The sequence below is a fragment of the Bacillus sp. VT 712 genome, assembly GCF_001614195.1.
Classification (GTDB): domain Bacteria; phylum Bacillota; class Bacilli; order Bacillales; family Bacillaceae_H; genus Priestia; species Priestia flexa.
The window spans coordinates 111,075-131,733 of the sequence record NZ_LWBK01000024.1 but is presented as its reverse complement, the minus strand read 5'-3'; the positions used below and the strand labels follow the sequence as shown (position 1 = coordinate 131,733).

Below are 20,659 nucleotides of genomic sequence, written 5' to 3'. Positions count from 1 at the left end.
CAATTTTCTCTTATGCAAGAGAAAATGTTATCCGGTATTAGCTCCGGTTTCCCGGAGTTATCCCAGTCTTACAGGCAGGTTGCCCACGTGTTACTCACCCGTCCGCCGCTAACGTCATAGAAGCAAGCTTCTAATCAGTTCGCTCGACTTGCATGTATTAGGCACGCCGCCAGCGTTCATCCTGAGCCAGGATCAAACTCTCCGAAGAAATGTTTGACTTGCTCATAAAAGTTTAAAAAATTAACGTTGACGTTTGTCGCTTTGTTCAGTTTTCAAAGTTCAACGTCGCTCGGAAGCGACTTTTTAATATTACCAAGTTACTACCGTAAAGTCAATAACTTTTTTAAAATAATTTTCCGCTTTTTTTCAGCGTGTCTGCTGTGTTATCTCAGCGACATTTAATAATATATCATTATTTTATTTATATAGCAACTGCTTTTTTGATATTTTTTTAAAAAATTAACTATAGTAAAAAAATCATTTTACTAGATGACTGACCTTTTATAGGAATAGAACTTTTCATTCTCACATATCTTCTAGTAATAACATTGAATAGATAGGAAGTTGATGTCATGAACCTATGGATTTCAATCGCTCTGTACGTATCCTTTATTATGTCCATCTTTTTAATTTCTCAAGCATATTTCGAATCTTTGCGCTTAATGAACTCTGAAGGAAAGGTAAAAGGAATTCCTTTCGTTTTTCTATCGTCCTTAAGTTTGTTTTTTACACTTTTAACTTCTTACTTTTATCAATTACTCTATTAACAAATTTCTTTATGCTTCGACAAATTCCCTCTGACAGGTTGTCGAAGTTTTTTTATGAAACATAAAGAGAGTGCTGGTACAATATTAAATGAAAGCGCAATCACTAAGTAGGGGGGAACTAAGATTGATGCTAAAGAATTTAACAATTGGCCAATTATTAAAAGAAACAAGCACTGCATTTAAAAATCACCCAGCCACTATTTACTCTCAAGAGAATATTCACTATACGTATAACGAATTGTATAATGAAACGGGAAAAGTTGCAAAAGCTCTACTAGGATTAGGAATTAAAAAAGGAGACCATATTGCAGTTTGGTCTACCAATCGCTTGGAATGGATTTTACTTCAACTCGCTTCTGCTCGAATTGGTGCCGTACTAGTTACAGTAAATACAAGTTATCAAGAAGCCGAAGTAGAATATCTTTTAAATCATTCAGATACAACTGCCCTTTTCTATATTGATTCCTTTAAAACGACTTCATATTCATCAATCATTGCATCTATTGTCCATAAACTTCCGAGACTACAACATCTAATTAGTATCGATAATAAAAACCAAAAAATGAATTGGAATCAATTTCTACTATATAGTATGAACATTTCAGATGAAGCACTAACTCTCGCTGAACAAAATGTATACCCTGAAGAAGTAATTAACATGCAATATACTTCTGGCACTACCGGGTTTCCCAAAGGCGTTATGCTTAGTCACAATAATATAGTAAATAACGCTCTTTTAGTAGCTAATGCAATGAAGCTATCTCACCAAGACAAACTTTGTATCCCTGTACCTTTCTTTCATTGTTTTGGTTGTGTTATGGGATTATTAGCCATCCGTATGTGTTGGAGCGACCATGGTGCCCATCGTTGAATTCAATCCTACCGTTGTACTTGAAACTGTTGAAAAAGAAAAGTGCACTGCTTTACACGGCGTACCCACTATGTTTATTGCTGAACTAAATCTTCCAAATTTCCATGATTACGATTTATCAAGTTTACGAACGGGAATTATGGCTGGATCGAATTGTCCTACCGAAGTAATGAAACGCGTAATGAATGACATGGGAATTAACGAAATCACCATTGCCTATGGACAAACTGAAAGCTCACCTGTTATTACTCAAACAACAACTACCGACTCCCTAGAAAGACGGGTAACAACCGTTGGAAAATCTCATCCTCACGTACAGGTCAAAATCATCGATCCGATAAACGGACACGTATTACCAATAGGTGTTCAAGGGGAACTTTGCGCAAAAGGCTACTTAATCATGAAGGGATATTACAAAATGCCTGAAGAAACAGCCAGGGCCATTGACTCTGATGGGTGGCTTCATACTGGTGATTTAGCCGTCATTGATAATGAGGGATATATTAAAATTACCGGTCGCTTAAAAGATATGATTATTAGAGGCGGGGAAAATATCTATCCTCGCGAAATCGAAGAATTTTTATACCTTCATCCAAAAATTGAAGATATTCAAGTGATTGGTGTTCCCGATAAACATTACGGAGAAACAGTGGTGGCTTGCATTAAATTAAAGCCAGGTGTAGAAGCAACAGCATCTGAAATTAAAGAGTATTGCAAAAACAAACTTTCACACTTTAAAATACCTGAGTCTATCTATTTCGTAGAAGCATTTCCGATGACCGCATCTGGAAAAATCCAAAAATATAAACTACGAGAACAACTTCAAAATTTTTCATAAAAAATGATATTTTTCATCTCTAAACACTAAAAATGGTTTACTATACTAACTATACATATCTGTCCTGATTTTATCATACAGATATAAAACAACACAGTTTAGTGAAATAGGTGAATTAGATGGATCATCAAATGTTATTGAAACTTGGCATATCTGCTCTATTAGGACTTATTATCGGATTGGAGAGAGAATTAAAGCGTAAGCCTGTAGGCTTAAAGACGTCACTTGTCATTTCAATTATTAGCTGCTTATTAACCATTGTCTCAATTGAGTCCTCTCACATTTTTAACGATGGTGATAACATTACTATGGATCCACTGCGTTTAGCAGCGCAAATTGTATCTGGTATTGGATTTCTTGGTGCGGGAGTTATTTTACGCAAAGAAAATGACAGTATCTCGGGGTTAACAACGGCTGCCATTATATGGGGAGCTGCTGGTATAGGTATCGCTGTAGGAGCTGGCTTTTATACGGAAGCATTTATAGGGGTTATTTTGCTCATTATTAGCGTCGAACTGCTTCCATTTTTAATTACGGTTTTCGGACCAAAACAGCTACGTGAAAAAGAGCTTATCCTTCAACTGAAACTTGCTAATAAACATAATATTGTTGAGACAACAGCTAGCATTAAAGAAAAAGATATTACAATAAAGAATATCCGTATTAAAGATTTAGATACGGGGCAACTATATATTCGAATGAAGGTGTCCGTTCACCAAAAACGCCCTACCACTGAAGTTTATTACGAAATACAGAAGATTTCAGGCATTCGAAGCATTGAAATTGAAAATGTCTAAAAGGCTATAATGCCTTTTAGACATTTTTTAATTTCTTTAAAAATTGTTCCTGGGATCTTTCTGATAATCGAAGCTCCTCCTCTGTCGCTTCTGTTAATAACTTATACTTTTCCACATGTGGTAGATTCATGCTGTGAATAATTTCTCTACACTGCTTTAAAAAAGACGTGTATTGTGTATAACTATCGTCAAACTGAACCTTTAACTCACTAATAAGCTTCTTTGTCAACAAAGGACTTGCACCATTTGTGGATACGGCAACTGATAGATCTCCTCTTGAAAAGCTCGCAGGTATATAGACATTTCCTTTTGTGTGAGCACTAGCCATATTAATAAGCTGATGTTCACTCTTTTCTTTCTCTACTATATCTAAAGCGTCAAGTTGATTAGTAGCTACTACAACAAGAAATACGTGAGCTAAGTCTTTCTTTTCTAAGCAGCGCTTTTTCACCTTTATTTTCCCTTGCTTGTCCCATTCATGAATTTCATCATCCACATGTGGAGAAACAACTATGATCTCTGCTTTATGTTCCAACAGCTTGCGTATACGCCTAACCGCTACTTTTCCTCCGCCAACAATTAAAATGGTTTTACCTTCTAAATTAAGAGTAACGGTAAACATCATATTCATTGCCTTGACTGTTTAATAATTTGTTCACTTGATTTTGTAAGATATTACTTAACCTATCATGGTAGCCTAAATAATTTGCTAAGATAAACTCTTGTTCAGCTTTATTCCATTTTTTTAACTCTGTTCGAATTTCGTTCATCAAAATCCCTGTAAATAAGAGATATGGCAACACAAACACTTGTGAATAGTTTGATTCACTTGCCTGTTTTAAGCCATCTAAAAGCTTTGGTGTTGTGGCAGCCAAATAACAAGTATCTACATGCTGAAACCCACCTTTATGTGCCAAGCGTTGAGCAATTTCATGAAAATCCTTTTTGACTTCAGGATCACTACTTCCACGACCTACTAATAGTACCATTGCGTCTTTTTTAATGGTAGCTTCAGTCTCCTTAATTCTCTCTATCAAGATATCCACAATTTGATTGTCAACACCAAACGGGGTACCATAAACAACTTTGATATGTGGATAGTGTTGATAAACTTTGTTTATTTCTTCCGGAATATCTACTTTAGCATGACCAGCTGTTAACAATAAGATAGGGACAATTGCGATTCTAGTAGCTCCTTGCTCCACACACCTCTTAAAACCTTGTTCAATTGTAGGTTCTGCTAATTCGAGAAAACATACTTCTTGAATGGGAACATCAATCTTCGATTTACTTCTTTCAATAAATTCAATGGCTTGATCACAGCCCTTTTTTACTCGGCTACCGTGACAAATATACAATACTGCATCCATACCATTCACCTCTTTACTAAGCCTCTTCAACACAAGCATATTGTGTAAAAGCTAATTTTTCAAACCAATTTAGCTTTTCATGAAAGCGAACAACCTCGCCTACAATAATTATACTTGGATTTCCTACCTTCTCTTTGTTTACGATATTAACAATTGTATCTAGCGTACCACTAACCGTGCGCTGCTGTTCAGCATACGTTCCCCAATTAACGAGTGCAATAGGCGTATCTTTTGATTTTCCGTGCTCCATAAGCGATTCACAAATATAAGGTAGGTTTTTAACACCCATGTAAATCACCAATGTATCAACAGCTGTTGTTAACTGCTCCCACTTAATGGCTTTACGAGGCTCGTCTTGACGATGCCCTGTTATAAAAGCTACACTTGCACTATAGTCACGATGTGTAACAGGTATTCCCGCATATGAAGCTGCAGCAATTCCCGATGTAACCCCAGGAATAATCTCAAAGTCAATATTATTCTCTACAAGAGCTTCTGCCTCTTCCCCTCCTCGTCCAAATACAAAAGGGTCTCCCCCTTTTAAGCGCACGACAACTTTACCTTTTTTAGCAAACTTCACTAGAAAGCTATTAATTGTTTCTTGTTTCAACGTGTGATAATTAGGCAACTTACCACAGTAAATGATATTCACTTCTGCTTTAGCATACTCTAATAACTCTTTATTCACCAAGCGATCATATAAAATTACATCTGCTTTTTGAATAGCTTTTATTGCTTTAACCGTAACTAACTCTGGATCTCCTGGACCTGCCCCTACCAAATACACCTTCCCCATTTTTCTATTTCACCCTCTCAATATTATTAATCTACTCTTATTGATGAATAAAGCAAAGGCCCTCACGATGCAAAGCACAGCTTTGCTCTTGCGATGTGAGGGCCTTTATTTATATCTTTTAAATAAATTTTTTATTTGTTAAGTATGCTAAAACTGTTTCAACACACTCTTCAACAGTTTGATTAAATGTATTTACGACCAGTTCAGCATTTTCTGGAGCTTCATAAGGTGAATCGATACCTGTAAAGTCACGAATTTCACCACTTCTCGCTTTCTTGTAAAGCCCTTTTGGATCTCGTTTTTCACACTCTTCAAGCGGGCACTCTACGTAAACTTCTACAAATTCATCCGCTTCTAATAGCTCTCTTACCTGCGTACGATCTTCTTTAAATGGTGAAATAAAGGCTGTTAAGACAACTTGCCCACTGTCAACAAACAGCTTCGAAACTTCTCCGATACGACGAATGTTCTCAGTACGATCTTCAGCAGAAAAGCCTAAATTTTTATTTAAACCAAAGCGAATATTATCCCCATCTAATACATAGTTGCGAATGTTTTTTTCAAACAATGCTTGTGCTACTGCGTTTGCAACGGTTGACTTGCCTGAACCCGATAAACCAGTAAACCATAATACAAAGCTATAATGTCCGTTTTGTTGTCTTCTTGCTTCTTTATTAATGCCTGATTCGTGCCATGTAATATTTGTTGATTTACTCAATTCAACCGCCCCTTAATTTGAAGTTACTGTTTGCTGTAATCCTTTTATTAACACTTCAATTACTTCTTTTCGGCTAAACGTACTTGGTGGAACTTCACCATTTCGAAGCATTTCACGTACTTTTGTTCCTGATAAAATGACATGGTCTTCTTTTTCATGTGGACATGTTTTAGTTGAAGCCATTCCTTCACACTTCTTGCAGTAGAAGCTGTGTTCAAAGAATAATGGCGTAATACCAAGTTCATCTTCTGTAAAGTTATTAAAGATTAGCTGCGCATCGTATGTGCCATAGTAGTCACCTACACCAGCATGATCGCGACCTACAATAAAATGCGTGCATCCAAAGTTTTTGCGTACTAATGCATGGAAGATAGCTTCTCGAGGACCAGCATATCTCATTGCTGCTGGGAAAACAGCTAAGAATACGCGATTTTTTGGATAATAGTTTTTCAACAATACCTCATAGCTTTCCATACGAATATCCGCTGGAATATCATCAGATTTTGTTTCTCCTACAAGTGGATTTAGAAACAATCCATCAACAATTTCTAAAGCTGATTTTTGAATGTATTCATGAGCACGATGAACAGGATTACGAGTTTGAAAACCTACAACTTTCTTCCAGTTACGTTCTTTAAAAACCTCTCTTGTTTGTGCTGGATCTAAATAATATGTTTCAAATTTATCTTTTTGCGTACGATTTACAAGTACAATTGAACCTGCCACATATACATTTGGACGTTCAAATAATTTACGCACTCCCGGATGAGCTAGCTCTGCCGTACGGTAAACATGCTCTGCTTCTTTTTCCTTATTAGGCTTATACGTCTCAGATACTGTTAAAACACCGTAAACCACACCATCTTGAACAAGCTTAACTTGATCTCCTACTTGTAGCTCATGTGCTTTTTCTTCTGTAACAGGAAGAGTAATTGGAATACTCCATACTGTCCCGTCAGCTAACCTCATTCCTTCCACAACAGCTTCATAATCACGCTGTCCTAAGAAGCCTGTAATAGGGCTGTATCCACCAATTCCAATTAACTCTAAATCACTTAATGCAATATTATCTAATTCAATCTCTTTCGTAACACCTGTATAATCATAATCAGGTTGATATAAATTAACTAACTCTCCACCATGTGCTTGAATCGAACTCATTCTAAACTCCTCCTCAATGAATAACTAATATTTATCTTTAAGCAGTCATCTTTTGGTTTTCTTGTTTTTGTTTTGTTGTTTTAATTAAACTAAGAATGCCATAAGTTGCAATACAACCGCTTATCAATACCACAAACGCATAAAAATCTGTTTCAACCACTAATTTCACTAAACCGTAAGAGATAACGAGAGAAAAAACCGGCGATACAACCCATACCTTTAACATCTGAACAATGACCTGTCTTTGATCAGATGTAAAACCAGATTTAGCTGCCCCTATTCCAATGATAGAAGATGTTGTAACCTGCGTTAAAGGGACAGGGAGTCCAAATACAGAAGCTGCGGTAACAAGCGACGCACCTGTTCCAGAAATAATACACCCTTCACCCACCGTGAAATCCGTGATTTTCTTCCCATTTGTCTCAATTACTCGATCTCCTAAAAGTAATGCACCAACCGCAACGGCTAACCCACCTGCTATAACGCCAGTTGATGTACTGATCATACCAGCTCCAACAAGCGGGCCTACGGCGTTTGCTACGTTGTTCATACCGGCTGAAAAAGCTTCAAAAAAACCGGTAGCTATTACTAAAACTGCAAGTGGCTTTTTCCACTTTTGCTGAGTAGGCGTTTTTTTCTTTTTTAATAACCACCCACATACAAAGGCAATTACAAACGAAATAATCGGTACAATAACCCAAAAGCTCATAACAATTAATAGCTTTTGTATATAAACAGATTGATAGGCAATCCCAACACCTACAACTGATCCTACTGTCACTTCACTAGTTGATAGTGGTATTCCAATTAAATTAGCAAAGAATAATGATAGAGTGGCAGAAGCTAAAATAATGATAACTAGCTCCACCGTTAGAATACTTTCTGGGATAATACCAGAACCAATGGTTTTAACAACTTCTCCTCCACCGATAACAGCACCTAGTAAAATACCTAGTGCACATATAACTAATGCCACTTTGCGATGCTTAATGGCACCTGAACCGTAAGAGACTCCCATAGCAGCAGCTGCACCACTTGCGCCAATATTCATCGCAAAAAAGAGGGCGATTGCAAAAGCAATGTAAACAAGCATAAATTTTCAGCTCTTTCATTTAAGATTCATGTAAGCCACATTCCACTTTCTTAGTACCTGCCCATCTTCCAGATCGTAAATCTTCCATGTTATAGGCAGGTAGCGTACAGGGCTCACATCCAATGCTTGGATACCCTTGATCGTGAAGTTTGTTATACGGCAAGTTATGCTTATATACATATCGCCAAATTTCTTTCCAAGACCAATGAATTAATGGGCAAACTTTAATCTTTTTGAATTTCTCGTCCTTATTAAAAAACTCTGTTTTACTTCTTGATTCAGATTGTTCTCTTCTTAACCCTGAAATCCAAGCATCATACGGAGCAAGTGATTCTTTTAAAGGAATAATCTTGCGAATTTGACAGCATAGGTTAGGCTCAGTTTTCCAAAGTTCATCTCCATGCTTTTCAGCTTGCTCTTTTAGCGATAGGTTAGGCTTTTTCATTTGGATACGTAAATCTGGAAACCTCTCTTTAATTGCTTCAATGACTTCGTACGTCTCTTTAAAATGAACACCTGTGTCTAAAAAAACAATGTGAGCATCTTTTTTCACTTTTGAAATTAAATCAATTAATACAATTCCTTCAATTCCAAAGCTAGATGCGTAAATAAGAGAATCACCATAATGGTTATATGCCCACTCTAATGCCTTTAAAGCTCCCTTTGTTTCATCTTGCTCATCAAAAGTCGGAAATTGATTTGGCCAATTTTCATACGTATATACACTCATGATTTTCACTCCAATACTTTGTTATCCAATCAAAAAAGACGGTTTTACCCCCATAATGAAGGATAAAACCGCCTCTAGTTTGTCTAGTCAGCTATTTATTTAATTCTTATTTTTTCATTTTTCTCGAGTTGAACTACTTTCCCATCTTGAACCACAAGCGTGATTGAGCCAAACTTCATGTCGCTTAACATTTTTTCTACGCTTGCAAAAACAGAATTTAAGTCAGAGTTTTGTGCCATCACAGTCCCTCCTTATTTGTTAACAATATATTCAACAGGCTTCTGTTTTTTCATGAAAAATAAAAAGTCTTCCACATCTGAAAGACTGATTAGGCAACAAATTCACCTTATCTTTCAAAATGAAAATCATTTTGTTGGAGTTAGCACCTTGCACAACATGCAGGTTGCTGGGTTTCAAAGGGCCAGTTCCCTCCACCACTCTGGATAAGTATTTTTTAAAAATTTTAGCATATTTAGAATATTTGTCAACAGCAAAAATAATTTATCCGATAAGAAAACTATACTTTAAATTAACAGAAATATCTATTATTTTTTCATTATATGAGCAATTTTTTTGGGCGTCACTCTTAATTCACACCGTTATAGTATAGATTTATGTCTTTCGTACACATTAAAACATAATAATTATTTTAGATTGGAGCTATGTTCAATGATGGAAAGTCACTCTTTTCAATTAGATGATGTAATTAAACAAAGTTTACACAATCATTTAAGTCAAATAGCAGCGGAAGCAACCAAAATTCAGCAACATCTAGAAAGCAGTGACCACTGTGTTTTATGTGATTTTGAAGACTTAAGAAAATTATTTCAAAGCGTACAGTCCACAGCTGCATCCTATTATTTAAGACATTACTTGTCTCCTTACACCCACGAATACGCAGCTCTTTCACTCGCGATACATAGTTTATCTGAGAAACATCATGGAGCTTTAATGGTTATTGAGAGAAATGACTCAGTGGAGCACTTAATTCAAAAAGGAATTCCTATTCACGCTCCAGTTACGTCTACGCTCGTTGAAACAGTTTTTTATCCTGGAAATCCATTACATGATGGTGCCATTGTGATTAGAAACAATCAAATTATTTCGGCTGCTAATGTTTTACCACTGTCCACAAAAGTACTGCAAAAGAAGCTTGGAACACGCCACCGTGCAGCTCTTGGTATGTCTGAACAGTGCGACGCACTTATTTTAGTTGTATCAGAAGAAAGCGGTCGAATATCTTTTGCTTTAGAAGGTAGCTTATATCCAATCCATTCCAGCAAAAACATCCTGTAAGCGACTACAACTGTCTGACATCATATCTTATAGTTATAAAAAAAGAGATTACACGATAAAAAAAACTTATTACAGGTTGCCTTTTATACATCTAACGCGCTATAATCACTAATGTCAGAAAACCTTACACATTTTAAAAAAGCATCATTAAAATGACTCTTTTTATGAACAGCTAAGGTTAATCGTTAATTAAGGGAGAGAACTTTTAGGATGGAAACCATATCGACTCTATTCAGCAGCTTTGTGGATGAAGCCAATAATTTTTTATGGACTTATATATTAATTGCGCTTCTTTTATTAGTTGGATTATATTTTACAATTCGTACAAAATTCGTTCAGTTTAGTCAGTTCAAAGAAATGGTTCGCTTGTTAGGTGAAGGCGCTAAAACAGACGGAAGCGATAAAAAAGGAATTACCTCCTTTCAAGCTTTTGCTATTAGTACAGCAGCTCGTGTAGGTACTGGGAACCTTGCTGGTGTTGCTTCTGCAATTGCTCTTGGGGGCCCTGGAGCAGTGTTTTGGATGTGGGTTGTTGCTTTAGTTGGATCAGCATCAGCTTTTATTGAAAGCACCCTTGCTCAAGTATATAAAGTAAAAGACAAAGACGGTTTTCGTGGTGGTCCTGCTTACTACATGGAAAAAGGTTTAAACAAACGCTGGATGGGTGTTTTATTTTCCATCTTAATTACAATCTCATTCGGATTAGTATTTAACTCTGTACAAGCTAATACTATTTCACTTGCTTTTGAAGAAGCTTTTGGCGTTAATCGCTTCATTGTTGGTGTTGTTGTTACAGCCATTGTAGGTGTTCTCATTTTTGGTGGTATTAAACGAGTAGCCAAAGCATCAGAGTTAATTGTAGTAGTAATGGCAGTTGTATATATTGGATTAGCATTAGTTGTTTTAGCTATTAATATTACAGAAATTCCACATATGATCGCATTAATTATAAAAAGCGCTTTTGGATTTGAAGAAGCATTTGCCGGTGCCATCGGTGCTGCCATCATGAATGGTATCAAACGCGGATTATTCTCCAACGAAGCTGGTATGGGTAGTGCACCTAACGCAGCCGCAGCGGCATCTGTCAGTCACCCAGCTAAGCAAGGTTTCATTCAAGCTCTGGCCGTCTTTAACGATACGCTAATCATCTGTAGTTGTACTGCATTTATCGTGTTATTATCTGGTGCGTATGCAACGCCTGGACTTGAAGGAATTCAATTGACTCAAGTTGCGTTAAGTACACATATTGGTGGATGGGCTGTTCAATTCATTGCTATCATTTTATTTATGTTTGCATTTAGCTCGTTAGTAGCTAACTATTATTATGGAGAAACAAACATTGAATTTTTAACATCAAACAAAATCTGGTTAAACCTTTATCGATTCGGGGTTATCTTAATGGTATTGTTTGGTTCAGTTGCAAGCTTAGGCGTTGTTTGGGGACTTGCAGACTTATTTATGGCCCTAATGGCAATTACAAACCTAATTGCAATTGTTTTACTAGGAAAAGTTGCAATTGCAGTCTTAAACGATTACTTGTCTCAGCGTAAAGCAGGAAAAGATCCTGTTTTCTACAAAGATTCTGTTAAAGGCTTAGAGAATTTAGATTTCTGGGAACGCTCTCGAGAAATTGATAAATAATAAAGGAGCAGCTATTATGCTGCTTTTTTATTTGACTGTATTTGACCGAAAATTTAAACTATTATACAGAAACTAATTCAGAAAAGGTGATAATTATGGCAATTCTAGGATTTGGGCACGTAGGTATTCAGGTAAAAAATATTCAAGAGTCAATAACATTTTATACAGAAATTGTTGGGTTAGAATTACTAGAAACGTTTCCACATACAGATCCGTCCTTGAAGCTAGCTTTCTTAGGAATAGACAACAATATCATTGTTGAATTAATTGAAGGATACAACGCTTCACTACCTTCAGAAGGGAAAGTTCATCACTTTGCGCTTACAGTAGACAATATCGAAGAAGAACGTTCACGTTTAAAGAATCTCAACGTTTCTTTTGTAGACGAAGAAATCGTAACGTTGCCTAACGGAGCAAAATATTTATTCTTTTATGGCCCTGACGGTGAATGGATTGAATATATGGAAGTAAAAACGAGATAAGTTCTTATACCTCTTTCATAAGTTGGTCATACTAATAACTAGACCCTTATGCTAGGAGGTTTTTTTTATGGTCGATTGGCTTCTGTTTCGCTTTTTCCGACGCTCTGTCATAACGCGTTTACTATTTATTATTACGTTTTTAGTTATTTTATTTGGAACTATTATGCACATAGCTGAACCACAAACTTTTTTTACAATTTTTGATGGGATTTGGTGGGTAGTTATTACCATTTCAACAATTGGCTATGGAGATTTTGTGCCAGACACCGTTATAGGTAAGCTAATTGCTATGCTTTTAATTTTAATTGGCACAGGTTTTATTACTACCTACTTTGTTTCACTGGCTACAATTGCCGTGTCAAAAGAAAATGCCTATCTAGAAGGAAATTTAAAGTTTTTAGGCGAAGGTCACCTTATTATTATTGGTTGGAATGAAAGAGCTAGACTGGTTATTGAAGAATATAAAAAGGCTTTTCACGAAGAAGTTATTGTCTTAATTGACAGTAGCCTAAAGAAAAATCCAATGATTTGTGATCGATTACACTTCATTAAAGGCAGTGCTTCCGATTCTAATACGTTATCATTAGCGAACCTTTCAAAAGCGAAAAAAGTATTAATAACTGCTGATCAACATACAACAGAAGAACAAGCTGATATGCAAACAATTGTGACACTGGTAGCGATTAGAGGCGCCAATCCTTCTGCCTATCTCATTGCTGAGCTTTTAACTGAAAAGCATATCCGAAATGCAGAAACAATTGGAATTAATGAAATCATTAAAACGAATGAACTGATTAGCCAATTAATGCATGAAAATATTTTTGTTACAAAGCTAAAAGAGTAACAATCCCTCTACCTTCTTTTAGCTTTGTAACGCTTCTTCTGCCTCTTTTAACAATTCTTTTCCTAACGAAAGGTATTCATCAGGAAATTGTGCATCAGGATCTTGAGGCTCTGCAAATTGATTAAACGATGCATTAATATTACCTACATCAACATTATCATCTAGCCCAATTTGATATTTGTGTGAAAGCAAATAGGGCTTTCCAATTTGAACTGTTGTTCCTTGTGAATCCAGCTGACCATCCATAGCCTGAAAAGGAATTCGTAAAAACTGGTATCCAACTTCATCATTTATCTTATAATCAAAAAAACCGTGGTCGTAATCCCAGTTCCCTCCTATAACGTATCCCAGTGGCTTTAATGTCTGCTCTAATACATATAGCTTAAATAGTTCACCTTCTAATTTTGAAGCTAATTCGATCATTACCTCGCCTCCTCTTTTGTTAACATCTCCTTTTCACTATAAATTATCCATAAAAAAAGTGCGGAAACAAATTCCGCACTTCTACTTGATATCTTATTTTAAACGTTTTTCTAATTCTGCTTTTTTCTCTTCAAACCCTGGTTTACCAAGAAGCGCAAACATATTTACCTTATATGCTTCTACACCAGGCTGATCAAATGGGTTAACACCTAATAGGTAACCACTCATCGCACAAGCTTTCTCGAAGAAGTATACTAAATAACCAAAGGTATACTCATCTAAAGCTGGAATGCTTACAACTAAGTTTGGCACACCACCATCAGTATGAGCAAGCATCGTGCCTTGGAATGCCTTTTTATTTACAAAATCAACTGTTTCACCAGCTAAATAGTTTAAGCCGTCTAAATCTGCTGCATCTGACTCAATTGTTAATTCATGGCGTGGCTTTTCTACTTGCACAATTGTTTCAAATAAGTCACGGCGACCTTCTTGTACATATTGACCTAATGAGTGAAGATCAGTAGAGAAGTTCGCTGAAGAAGGATAGATACCTTTTTGGTCTTTTCCTTCACTTTCACCAAACAGTTGTTTCCACCACTCTGCAAAGTATTGAAGAGCTGGCTCATAGTTAATTAGCATCTCAATTGTTTTACCTTTATTGTAAAGGACGTTTCGAGCAACTGCATATTGGTACGCAGGGTTTTGCTCAAGCTCAGAAGCTGCAAAATCATTTTGTGCTGCTGCTGCACCTTTCATCATGTCTTCAATTTTTAAACCAGCAGCTGCAATCGGTAAAAGCCCTACCGCTGTTAACACAGAATAACGGCCCCCAACATCATCAGGAATAACAAATGTTTCATAGCCTTCTTCATCTGCTAGCGTTTTTAATGCTCCACGCGCTTTATCTGTTGTAGCGTAAATACGACCACGCGCTTCTTCCTTACCATATTTCTCTTCTAACAATTTACGGAAAATACGGAAAGCGATAGCAGGCTCTGTAGTAGTACCTGATTTTGAAATAACATTAATAGAGAAATCTTTGTCTTGCAATACATCCATTAAGTCTTTCATGTATGTCGAGCTAATATTATTTCCAGCAAAGATTACTTGTGGCGTTTTACGCTGTTCTTTTGATAACGTGTTGTAGAATGAATGTTGTAACATTTCAATTGCAGCACGTGCTCCTAGATAAGAACCACCAATCCCAATTACAATTAAAACATCTGAATCACTTTTAATTTTTTCTGCACTTTTTTGAATACGAGCAAATTCTTCTTTGTCATAGTCAGTTGGTAGGTCTACCCATCCTAGAAAGTCGTTACCTGCCCCTGTTTTTTCATGAATTGAATGATGCGCTACTTTAACAGCATCGCGAAGGTATGTAAGTTCGTGCTCACCAAAGAAAGATAACGCATTTGAATAATCAAAACGAACATGTGTCATATTCTGTTCCTCCATTAAATTGTTCTTTCCTTTCACTTTATCGAAAGGATGCAATGAATTCAAGTAAAAGACATTAATACAAATGTTGTTATCCTAGTCTTTTTACAAATTCTTTTTCACTATACACTTTTTCTCTTTCATAAAACAACCTTCTAATAGGAGATTTTTGCTTTTCACAATATGATTTTTCATAACAATAAAAAACGGTTTAAAGAGCGTATTCTTGAAACCGTTTCTAATTCTTCGCTATTTAATATTTATTCATTTTCTTCAAGAATGGATTTCCCTTCAGAAATGACATAATTGGTTGCGCCAATCTTTACATATTCTCTTGGCTTATAAGTCGGGAGTTCAACAGGCCTTTCAATAATGGCAGTGTCAGCAGATGTAGACATTTGTTCATATTGAATTGGAGACATGTTGAACTTTTGCTGTTCTTTAGCAGTTAGGTGACTATCCACCATATATCCTCCAGTAACTAGAACTCCAAATATTGATCCACTCGCTATAATTTGTCTGAGATACACATTTATCACCTCACTATTAGGGTGACAAAAATCGACGGTTTTTATTCAAAAAAAAAATTTTTTTGAGGTTGTGTAGACGAGTTTCTATTTATTTAATAAGACAGGTGAAAAACGTTGATACTACTGAGTAGCAAGGATGCACGCACTGTTAAAGTATTATATAATCATTCATAGAAAATCTAATCTATTGGATGTCACAAGGAGGTTTGTGTTTTGTCTTGGTTACATCTGGTGATCATCTCACCATTCTTATTAGCATTTCTTATTCCACTTCTGTATAAATCATTTAAACAGATTCATACAGGGTGGTTTGTGTTGCCATTGCCGCTTGTGCTGTTCATTTACTTTACGAAGTATATAAGCGGAGTTGCGAACGGAAATTCGTATTTATATTCATTGAAATGGATACCTAGCTTAGGGATTAATTTTGATGCTTATATTGATGGACTGGGCTTATTATTTGCTTTGCTAATTACAGGAATTGGAACGCTAGTAATCCTGTATTCCATCTACTATCTATCAAAAACAAAAGAGTCACTTCATACTTTTTATGTGTATCTCTTAATGTTTATGGGAGCTATGCTTGGAGTAGTCTTGTCTGATAACCTAATTGTTCTTTATAGCTTTTGGGAGCTAACAAGTCTTTCGTCTTTCCTACTTATTGGCTATTGGTATCAACGAGAGAAGTCACGCTATGGAGCTCAAAAGTCGATGCTTATCACGGTTTTTGGTGGCTTGGCTTTATTAGCAGGAATCGTATTACTATCAATTCCAAGCGGTACATTTAGCATTAGAGAGATTGTCGCAAACTTAGATGTTGTCACATCAAGTTCACTCTTTATCCCCGCAATGATTCTTGTTTTGCTTGGTGCATTTACAAAATCTGCACAATTCCCATTCCACATCTGGCTACCAGATGCAATGGAAGCACCAACACCAGTTAGTGCTTATCTGCACTCTGCAACAATGGTTAAAGCTGGTATTTATCTAGTTGCACGCTTAAGTCCGGTTTTTTCAGACCACGCAGTGTGGTTTACGCTGGTCTCAACCATTGGGGTTATAACCCTTTTCTGGGGGTCTTTCTCAGCCGTGAAGCAGACAGACTTAAAGGGAATCTTAGCTTTCTCAACAATCAGTCAGCTTGGAATGATTATGTCTTTACTTGGTGTAGGAAGTGCAGCGTTACACTATGAATTTTTAGACGATAACATTTATGTTGTAGCAATTACGGCAGCTGTATTCCATCTTATTAACCATGCTACATTTAAAGGTAGTTTATTTATGGTTGTTGGTATTGTAGACCATGAAACGGGAACGCGTGATATTCGTAAACTAGGCGGGCTAATGACTCTTATGCCGGTAACATTCACAATTACAGTAATTGGTGGATTTGCAATGGCTGGTCTTCCACCTTTCAACGGATTCTTAAGTAAAGAAATGTTCTTTACGGGAATGGTCAACGTAACGAAGATGAATATCTATAACATGGAAACATGGGGAATGCTGTTTCCAGTTATTGCTTGGATTGCAAGTATATTCACGTTTGTTTATAGCATGATTTTGGTATTCAAAACATTTACTGGTAAGTATCAACCTGAGAAGCTAGAGAAAAAGCCACATGAAGCTCCGATAGGTATGCTAATTTCACCTGTTATTTTAGCTTCACTTGTTGTTATCTTTGGTTTATTCCCAAATATATTAGAATCTAGCATTATTGAACCAACCATGGCTTCAATTGCACCAAGTTTATTAGATGCCGGTGAGCAGTTCCATGTTCACATTACGTTTTGGCATGGCTTTACGCCCGAGCTATTTATGACAATTGGTGTCATCGCTATGGGTATCTTACTATTCTTAACATTAAATAAGTGGACAAAAGTTTATCGCTTGTTCCCTGAGTCTATTACGCTAAATAACGCGTACAACAATGGATTAGCGGGTATGGAAAAAGGTTCGAGTGGCATCATGAAATTTATGATGACAGGCTTTATTCGTGATTACCTCTTAATTATCTTTGCCTTTATCGGTACAGCTGTTTTAATTACCTTGTTTACACAAGGTGGATTTAAAGTAGATACCTCTAACATGGCTGATATTGGAATCTACGAAGCAATTCTAGCTGTAATTATGGTCCTTGGAGCCATTACTACTGTTTTTGCCAAGTCACGCTTAACAGCTATCATTTCGTTAGGCGTCGTGGGTTACACCCTAGCTCTGTTCTTTGTCTTATTTAGAGCGCCTGATTTAGCCTTAACACAGTTAGTAATTGAAACCGTATCTGTTGCACTATTCTTACTGTGCTTCTATCACCTTCCAGAATTTAAAGCGAAAAAAGTACGAGTTAAATTTCACCTACCAAACTTTATTATCGCTTTACTTGTAGGAGTTACAGTAACACTTGTCGGTATTGCATCTAGCAGTACAAAACTATTTGATTCGATTTCACAATACTTTATTGAGAACAGTTATAAAAAAGCAGGTGGAGAAAACATGGTAAACGTTATTCTCGTTGACTTCCGTGGATTTGATACGCTGTTTGAAATAGCTGTGCTATGCATTGCTGCACTCGGAATTTACAGCATGATTCGATTAAGATTAGCAAAGGAGGAGGATAGATAATGAAAAAGAACGATTTAATTTTACAAACGACCACTAAAGTCGTAACGTTTATCATTATCATTTTTGCCATTCACCTTTTCTTTGCAGGTCATTACACACCAGGTGGAGGGTTTGTAGGCGGTCTTACCACCGCTTCCGCTCTTGTGTTATTGTTATTGGCTTTTGATATTAAAACCGTATCAAAAGTCATTCCTTTTGATCACAAAAAAGTAGCGGCCTCCGGATTATTATTAGCTTTATTAACGGGACTTGGAGCTTTTGTTTTTAAAGTTCCATTCCTCACACACACATTTGATTATTTTTACCTTCCTATACTAGGAAAAACTGCACTTGCAACTGTTGTGTTGTTTGACCTTGGTGTATATCTAGTAGTTGTTGGTGTTACGATGACCATTATTCAAACGATTGGAGAGAGTGAATAATGGAAATATTAATGTCAATTGTAGCCGGAATTTTGTTCACAGTAGCAGTTTATTTAATGTTATCTCGTAGTCTACTACGAATTATTATTGGAACAGGTATACTAAGTCACGGAGCACACTTATTAATACTCACAATGGGTGGATTAAAAGGTGGAACAGTACCTTTGTTAGGGGAAAATGCTCCCTCTTATACTGACCCCCTACCTCAAGCATTAATTTTAACTGCAATTGTTATTAGCTTTGGTGTTACTTCCTTTTTCCTTGTATTAGCTTACAGAGCTTATCAAGAACTCGGAACAGACGATATGGACAAGTTAAGGGGACATGAACATGATGAATAACTTTGTAATCATTCCGCTGCTTATCCCGTTTGTTGTAGGTGTTGTGCTTATATTTTTCAAAGATAATATTAAACTTCAACGAATAATCAGTACGATATCGTTAATTGCTACAACTGGATTTGCAGCTTATTTAGTACAACTTGTATATAAAGAGGGTATCCTAACTCATAAGCTCGGGAACTGGGACCCTCCGTTTGGAATTATTTTAGTAGCTGATATGCTTGCTGCTTTGCTTGTATTAACGGCAAGCATTGTTGCACTTTGCTGTATACTATTTGCTTTTCGCTCCATTGGAGAAAAACGAGAACGATTCTACTTCTATCCACTCGTTCATTTCTTAATGGTTGGAGTATTTGGCGCCTTTTTAACTGGAGATATTTTCAACTTATTCGTTTTCTTCGAAGTAATGTTAATGTCTTCATATGCTCTAATTGTTATTGGAGGCACCAGAGCGCAGCTACGAGAGTCACTTAAATATATACTAGTAAACGTGATTTCCTCCGCTCTTTTTGTTATAACTGTAGCTTACTTGTATTCGGTTACTGGTACTCTCAATATGGCGGACTTATCACAAAGGGTTGCTGAAGTAAATCAACCAGGGATTTTAACGACCATTGGGGTTTTATTTTTCATTGTATTCGGTCTAAAAGCCGCTCTTTTCCCAATGTACTTCTGGTTACCAAGCGCCTATAATGCACCTCCTCCCGTTGTCACAGCTCTTTTTGGTGCATTACTAACGAAAGTTGGAATCTATTCTATCTTCCGTACGTTCACGCTGATTTTTTATCATCAGCCTGAGGTGACACATCAACTTATTGGCTATACGGCACTATTAACGATTGTCATCGGTACAGTTGGCGCTATTGCTTATAACGATATGAATAAGATTTTAATCTATAATATTGTCATTGCAGTTGGTGTTATCGTATACGGTATCACCTTAACAACACCGGCAGGAATTGAAGGTGCAATTTATTACTTAATTCACGATATGATTATTAAAGCCGCACTGTTCTTACTAGGCGGAGCTATCATTGCTATTACAGGGACGTCTAAGCTAAAAGAGATGGGCGGATTAATTCAGCGTCACCCTCAATTGGGTTGGATGTTTTTCGTCGCTGTTGTCTCGCTAGCTGGTATACCTCCGCTAAGTGGATTTGTTGGTAAATTTCTTCTTGTCCAAGGTGGATTAGAGTCACAGAGCTATACATTTGTTATTGTATTGCTTGTATCAAGCTTAATGGTGTTATATTCCGCGATGAAGATTTTTATGAACTGCTTCTGGCGCGCACCAAAATTAACCGAGGAGCAAGAGAAAGGGTCTACAAAAGGAATGCTGTATCCATCAGCTATTCTACTTGCGATCTCAATATTCTTAGGATTAGGTGCGGAGGTTGTATTCCCTTATATTTCAATGGCAGCTGAAACACTCATGGACCCTTCTATTTATATCGAATCGGTGTTAAAGGAGTAGATCTGC

Annotated in this window: 20 protein-coding genes, 1 rRNA gene, 1 pseudogene and 1 riboswitch; of the genes and pseudogenes, 10 read left to right on the top strand and 12 right to left on the bottom strand. The window is 36.6% G+C overall.

The features are described 5' to 3' along the window. Positions 1–208 (bottom strand): 16S ribosomal RNA (locus A2U94_RS13080); the annotation flags it as partial. Between the two features lie 686 nt (positions 209–894). Here A2U94_RS13080 and A2U94_RS13070 point away from each other — a divergent pair. Further along, a pseudogene (locus A2U94_RS13070) lies at positions 895–2,476 on the top strand (AMP-binding protein). Between the two features lie 119 nt (positions 2,477–2,595). Next, positions 2,596–3,273 carry an MgtC/SapB family protein gene (locus A2U94_RS13065; protein ID WP_025908101.1) on the top strand — a complete coding sequence of 226 codons (678 nt, stop codon included), beginning with the start codon at positions 2,596–2,598 and terminating at the stop codon, positions 3,271–3,273. A gap of 16 nt (positions 3,274–3,289) precedes the next feature. Here A2U94_RS13065 and A2U94_RS13060 read toward each other — a convergent pair whose 3' ends face one another. From A2U94_RS13060 to A2U94_RS20425, 8 genes are all read right to left on the bottom strand, one after another. Further along, positions 3,290–3,904: an NAD(P)-dependent oxidoreductase gene (locus tag A2U94_RS13060; protein ID WP_081801806.1), complete on the bottom strand. Its 615-nt coding sequence runs from the start codon at positions 3,902–3,904 to the stop codon at positions 3,290–3,292. Beyond that, positions 3,876–4,643, bottom strand: a complete 768-nt coding sequence (locus A2U94_RS13055; RefSeq protein WP_025908099.1) for a sirohydrochlorin chelatase — start codon at positions 4,641–4,643, stop codon at positions 3,876–3,878. The genes A2U94_RS13060 and A2U94_RS13055 overlap by 29 nt, the downstream gene beginning before the upstream one ends. A 16-nt stretch (positions 4,644–4,659) precedes the next feature. Continuing rightward, complete coding sequence (gene cobA, locus A2U94_RS13050) at positions 4,660–5,439, bottom strand: uroporphyrinogen-III C-methyltransferase (RefSeq protein ID WP_025908098.1); 780 nt, start codon at positions 5,437–5,439, stop codon at positions 4,660–4,662. Positions 5,440–5,557: 118 nt separating this feature from the next. Continuing rightward, the gene (gene cysC, locus A2U94_RS13045) at positions 5,558–6,157 is read right to left on the bottom strand and encodes an adenylyl-sulfate kinase (RefSeq protein ID WP_025908097.1); all 600 of its coding nucleotides are present in this window, start codon (positions 6,155–6,157) and stop codon (positions 5,558–5,560) included. A 12-nt stretch (positions 6,158–6,169) separates the two neighbouring features. Beyond that, a complete protein-coding gene (gene sat, locus A2U94_RS13040; protein ID WP_025908096.1) occupies positions 6,170–7,318 on the bottom strand; it encodes a sulfate adenylyltransferase in 1,149 nt (382 codons plus the stop codon). Positions 7,319–7,355: 37 nt separating this feature from the next. Continuing rightward, positions 7,356–8,411: a sulfate permease gene (cysP, locus tag A2U94_RS13035; protein ID WP_025908095.1), complete on the bottom strand. Its 1,056-nt coding sequence runs from the start codon at positions 8,409–8,411 to the stop codon at positions 7,356–7,358. A gap of 19 nt (positions 8,412–8,430) precedes the next feature. Continuing rightward, on the bottom strand, positions 8,431–9,141 hold the full coding sequence (locus A2U94_RS13030; protein WP_025908094.1) for a phosphoadenylyl-sulfate reductase: 711 nt from the start codon (positions 9,139–9,141) through the stop codon (positions 8,431–8,433). A gap of 95 nt (positions 9,142–9,236) precedes the next feature. Continuing rightward, positions 9,237–9,380, bottom strand: coding sequence for a YezD family protein (locus tag A2U94_RS20425; RefSeq protein ID WP_064484039.1), 144 nt, complete (start codon positions 9,378–9,380; stop codon positions 9,237–9,239). A gap of 104 nt (positions 9,381–9,484) precedes the next feature. Continuing rightward, a riboswitch (SAM riboswitch) is annotated at positions 9,485–9,591 on the bottom strand. Between the two features lie 222 nt (positions 9,592–9,813). Between A2U94_RS20425 and cdaS the strand changes: the two genes are divergently transcribed. From cdaS to A2U94_RS13010, 4 genes are all read left to right on the top strand, one after another. After that, positions 9,814–10,437, top strand: coding sequence for a sporulation-specific diadenylate cyclase CdaS (cdaS, locus tag A2U94_RS13025; RefSeq protein ID WP_025908093.1), 624 nt, complete (start codon positions 9,814–9,816; stop codon positions 10,435–10,437). Positions 10,438–10,647: 210 nt separating this feature from the next. Next, entirely contained in the window at positions 10,648–12,078 is a 1,431-nt protein-coding gene (locus A2U94_RS13020; protein ID WP_025908092.1) for an alanine/glycine:cation symporter family protein, read from the top strand. A 95-nt stretch (positions 12,079–12,173) separates the two neighbouring features. Next, positions 12,174–12,560: a VOC family protein gene (locus tag A2U94_RS13015; RefSeq protein ID WP_025908091.1), complete on the top strand. Its 387-nt coding sequence runs from the start codon at positions 12,174–12,176 to the stop codon at positions 12,558–12,560. A gap of 67 nt (positions 12,561–12,627) precedes the next feature. Further along, on the top strand, positions 12,628–13,404 hold the full coding sequence (locus A2U94_RS13010) for an ion channel (protein ID WP_025908090.1): 777 nt from the start codon (positions 12,628–12,630) through the stop codon (positions 13,402–13,404). Positions 13,405–13,422: 18 nt separating this feature from the next. Here the strand turns inward: A2U94_RS13010 and A2U94_RS13005 are convergent, their stop codons facing one another. The 3 genes from A2U94_RS13005 to A2U94_RS12995 form a co-directional block, all read right to left on the bottom strand. Next, positions 13,423–13,827, bottom strand: coding sequence for a YugN-like family protein (locus A2U94_RS13005; RefSeq protein WP_025908089.1), 405 nt, complete (start codon positions 13,825–13,827; stop codon positions 13,423–13,425). 93 nt (positions 13,828–13,920) lie between these two features. Then, positions 13,921–15,270 carry a glucose-6-phosphate isomerase gene (locus A2U94_RS13000; RefSeq protein WP_025908088.1) on the bottom strand — a complete coding sequence of 450 codons (1,350 nt, stop codon included), beginning with the start codon at positions 15,268–15,270 and terminating at the stop codon, positions 13,921–13,923. Between the two features lie 257 nt (positions 15,271–15,527). After that, entirely contained in the window at positions 15,528–15,734 is a 207-nt protein-coding gene (locus tag A2U94_RS12995; RefSeq protein WP_152545157.1) for a hypothetical protein, read from the bottom strand. Between the two features lie 276 nt (positions 15,735–16,010). On the opposite strand from A2U94_RS12995, the gene A2U94_RS12990 reads away from it, so the two are divergent. From A2U94_RS12990 to A2U94_RS12975, 4 genes are read left to right on the top strand one after another with little or no spacing between them, the layout of a single operon-like run. Continuing rightward, on the top strand, positions 16,011–18,416 hold the full coding sequence (locus A2U94_RS12990; RefSeq protein WP_025908086.1) for a Na+/H+ antiporter subunit A: 2,406 nt from the start codon (positions 16,011–16,013) through the stop codon (positions 18,414–18,416). After that, positions 18,416–18,838 (top strand): Na(+)/H(+) antiporter subunit B, encoded by a 423-nt coding sequence (locus A2U94_RS12985; RefSeq protein WP_025908085.1) that lies wholly within the window; start codon positions 18,416–18,418, stop codon positions 18,836–18,838. Before A2U94_RS12990 ends, A2U94_RS12985 begins: the two co-directional genes overlap by 1 nt. Beyond that, positions 18,838–19,179: a Na(+)/H(+) antiporter subunit C gene (locus A2U94_RS12980; RefSeq protein WP_025908084.1), complete on the top strand. Its 342-nt coding sequence runs from the start codon at positions 18,838–18,840 to the stop codon at positions 19,177–19,179. The genes A2U94_RS12985 and A2U94_RS12980 overlap by 1 nt, the downstream gene beginning before the upstream one ends. Then, the gene (locus tag A2U94_RS12975) at positions 19,169–20,653 is read left to right on the top strand and encodes a Na+/H+ antiporter subunit D (protein WP_035320080.1); all 1,485 of its coding nucleotides are present in this window, start codon (positions 19,169–19,171) and stop codon (positions 20,651–20,653) included. Before A2U94_RS12980 ends, A2U94_RS12975 begins: the two co-directional genes overlap by 11 nt. Positions 20,654–20,659 lie beyond the last annotated feature (6 nt).

Excerpts from the sequence above, each read along its gene's own strand:
- A2U94_RS13065 (WP_025908101.1), top strand. The coding sequence starts at position 2,596 with ATGGATCATCAAATGTTATTGAAACTTGGCATATCTGCTCTATTAGGA.
- A2U94_RS13060 (WP_081801806.1), bottom strand. The coding sequence starts at position 3,904 with ATGAATATGATGTTTACCGTTACTCTTAATTTAGAAGGTAAAACCATT.
- A2U94_RS13055 (WP_025908099.1), bottom strand. The coding sequence starts at position 4,643 with ATGGATGCAGTATTGTATATTTGTCACGGTAGCCGAGTAAAAAAGGGC.
- cobA (WP_025908098.1), bottom strand. The coding sequence starts at position 5,439 with ATGGGGAAGGTGTATTTGGTAGGGGCAGGTCCAGGAGATCCAGAGTTA.
- sat (WP_025908096.1), bottom strand. The coding sequence starts at position 7,318 with ATGAGTTCGATTCAAGCACATGGTGGAGAGTTAGTTAATTTATATCAA.
- cysP (WP_025908095.1), bottom strand. The coding sequence starts at position 8,411 with ATGCTTGTTTACATTGCTTTTGCAATCGCCCTCTTTTTTGCGATGAAT.
- A2U94_RS13030 (WP_025908094.1), bottom strand. The coding sequence starts at position 9,141 with ATGAGTGTATATACGTATGAAAATTGGCCAAATCAATTTCCGACTTTT.
- A2U94_RS20425 (WP_064484039.1), bottom strand. The coding sequence starts at position 9,380 with ATGGCACAAAACTCTGACTTAAATTCTGTTTTTGCAAGCGTAGAAAAA.
- cdaS (WP_025908093.1), top strand. The coding sequence starts at position 9,814 with ATGGAAAGTCACTCTTTTCAATTAGATGATGTAATTAAACAAAGTTTA.
- A2U94_RS13020 (WP_025908092.1), top strand. The coding sequence starts at position 10,648 with ATGGAAACCATATCGACTCTATTCAGCAGCTTTGTGGATGAAGCCAAT.
- A2U94_RS13015 (WP_025908091.1), top strand. The coding sequence starts at position 12,174 with ATGGCAATTCTAGGATTTGGGCACGTAGGTATTCAGGTAAAAAATATT.
- A2U94_RS13010 (WP_025908090.1), top strand. The coding sequence starts at position 12,628 with ATGGTCGATTGGCTTCTGTTTCGCTTTTTCCGACGCTCTGTCATAACG.
- A2U94_RS13005 (WP_025908089.1), bottom strand. The coding sequence starts at position 13,827 with ATGATCGAATTAGCTTCAAAATTAGAAGGTGAACTATTTAAGCTATAT.
- A2U94_RS13000 (WP_025908088.1), bottom strand. The coding sequence starts at position 15,270 with ATGACACATGTTCGTTTTGATTATTCAAATGCGTTATCTTTCTTTGGT.
- A2U94_RS12995 (WP_152545157.1), bottom strand. The coding sequence starts at position 15,734 with ATGGTGGATAGTCACCTAACTGCTAAAGAACAGCAAAAGTTCAACATG.
- A2U94_RS12985 (WP_025908085.1), top strand. The coding sequence starts at position 18,416 with ATGAAAAAGAACGATTTAATTTTACAAACGACCACTAAAGTCGTAACG.
- A2U94_RS12980 (WP_025908084.1), top strand. The coding sequence starts at position 18,838 with ATGGAAATATTAATGTCAATTGTAGCCGGAATTTTGTTCACAGTAGCA.
- A2U94_RS12975 (WP_035320080.1), top strand. The coding sequence starts at position 19,169 with ATGATGAATAACTTTGTAATCATTCCGCTGCTTATCCCGTTTGTTGTA.